Source organism: Veillonella sp., assembly GCF_018381775.1.
Taxonomy (GTDB): Bacteria; Bacillota; Negativicutes; order Veillonellales; family Veillonellaceae; genus Veillonella.
On record NZ_JAGZRH010000026.1, the window covers coordinates 1 to 2,214 of the forward strand.

The 2,214-nt window shown below is 47.1% G+C and carries 1 rRNA gene; it reads left to right on the forward strand.

The annotated features are described in order from the left end of the window. Positions 1–252: 252 nt before the first annotated feature. Positions 253–2,214 (forward strand): 23S ribosomal RNA (locus KH109_RS09635); the annotation flags it as partial.

Below are 2,214 nucleotides of genomic sequence, written 5' to 3' on the forward strand. Positions count from 1 at the left end.
TATCGGAAGGTGCGGCTGGATCACCTCCTTTCTAAGGATAAGGAATACGTTGATAATTCGTTTAGTTTTGAGTGTTCAAGTAATACTCAAGCACAATGAAAACTGAATATATATATTAGATCAAAAATAATTTTCTATAAAGTAAAAGAAACAGATTTACAAAAACCGAGAAAAAAGTAAGTAAGTAAGTAAGTTGTAAAAACTTATTCACAAAGAGTTCAAGGAAAAGAACGAAGCGTAAAAGCTACACACGATTAAGTAGTAAAGGGCGCACGGAGGATGCCTTGGCACTAGGAGCCGATGAAGGACGTGACAAACGACGAAATGCTACGGGGAGCTGTAAGTAAGCAAAGAGCCGTAGATATCCGAATGGGGGAACCCACCGCTTTTAAAAGGGCGGTACGCGAAAGCGAGGTAACGCAGGGAACTGAAACATCTAAGTACCTGTAGGAAGAGAAAGAAAAATCGATTTCCTTAGTAGCGGCGAGCGAAAAGGAAGGAGCCCAAACCAATGTGCTTGCATATTGGGGTTGTAGGACTCTCAACAAAGCGTATGACGAAGTATAGTAGAACTAGCTGGAAAGTTAGACCGTAGAAGGTAAAAGTCCTGTATACGAAATGCTAAGTTGGCGCGAGAGAGCACCTGAGTACGGCGGAACACGAGGAATTCCGTCGGAATCTACCAGGACCATCTGGTAAGGCTAAATACTACCTAGTGACCGATAGTGAACCAGTACCGTGAGGGAAAGGTGAAAAGAACCCCGGGAGGGGAGTGAAAGAGAACCTGAAACCGTGTGCTTACAAGTAGTCAGAGCCCTTTAGGGGGTGATGGCGTGCCTTTTGTAGAATGAACCGGCGAGTTACTTTATCATGCGAGGTTAAGTGGAAGACATGGAGCCGAAGCGAAAGCGAGTCTTAATAGGGCGAAATAGTATGATGGAGTAGACCCGAAACCAAGTGATCTACCCATGGCCAGGTTGAAGTTTAGGTAACACTGAATGGAGGACCGAACCAGGACACGTTGAAAAGTGTTTGGATGAGCTGTGGGTAGCGGAGAAATTCCAATCGAACTTGGAAATAGCTGGTTCTCTCCGAAATAGCTTTAGGGCTAGCCTCGTTGTGAGTTTACTGGAGGTAGAGCACTGTTTGGACTAGGGGCCCATCCCGGGTTACCGAATTCAGACAAACTCCGAATGCCAGATAAATATCAACGGGAGTCAGACTGCGGGTGATAAGGTTCGTAGTCGAAAGGGAAACAGCCCAGACCGCCAGCTAAGGTCCCAAATTGTATGTTAAGTGGAAAAGGATGTGATGATGCACAGACAACCAGGATGTTGGCTTAGAAGCAGCCACCATTTAAAGAGTGCGTAATAGCTCACTGGTCGAGTGACATCGCGCCGAAAATGTACCGGGGCTAAACATACAACCGAAGCTGCGGATATAACTAATGTTATATGGTAGGAGAGCGTTCTAACATCGTAGAAGCCGAGCTGTAAGGCGAGGTGGAGAGGTTAGAAGTGAGAATGCCGGTGTGAGTAGCGAAAGATAGGTGAGAATCCTATCCACCGAAAGACTAAGGTTTCCAGAGGAAGGCTCGTCCGCTCTGGGTAAGTCGGGACCTAAGGTGAAGCCGAATGGTGAAGCCGATGGACAACAGGTAGAAATTCCTGTACCACCAAATATCGATTGAGAGAAGTGGGGACAGAGGAGGCTAATTGATCGTCCTGATGGAATAGGACGTCTAAGCACAAAGGTTGAGTAGTAGGCAAATCCGCTGCTTGAAAAGACTGAAGTGTGATGGGGAGCGAAATAAAGTAGCGAAGTCAATGAAGCCAAACTCTCAAGAAAAGCCGCTATCGAGATAAGAGGTGCCCGTACCGCAAACCGACACAGGTAGTTGGGAAGAGAATTCTAAGGTGAGCGAGAGAACCATCGTTAAGGAACTCGGCAAAATGACCCCGTAACTTCGGGAGAAGGGGTGCCTACGAGAGTAGGCCGCAGTGAATAGGCCCAAGCGACTGTTTAACAAAAACACAGGTCTCTGCAAAACCGTAAGGTGAAGTATAGGGGCTGACGCCTGCCCGGTGCTGGAAGGTTAAGAGGAGTGCTTAGCGAAAGCGAAGGTATGAATTGAAGCCCCAGTAAACGGCGGCCGTAACTATAACGGTCCTAAGGTAGCGAAATTCCTTGTCGGGTAAGTTCCGACCCGCACGA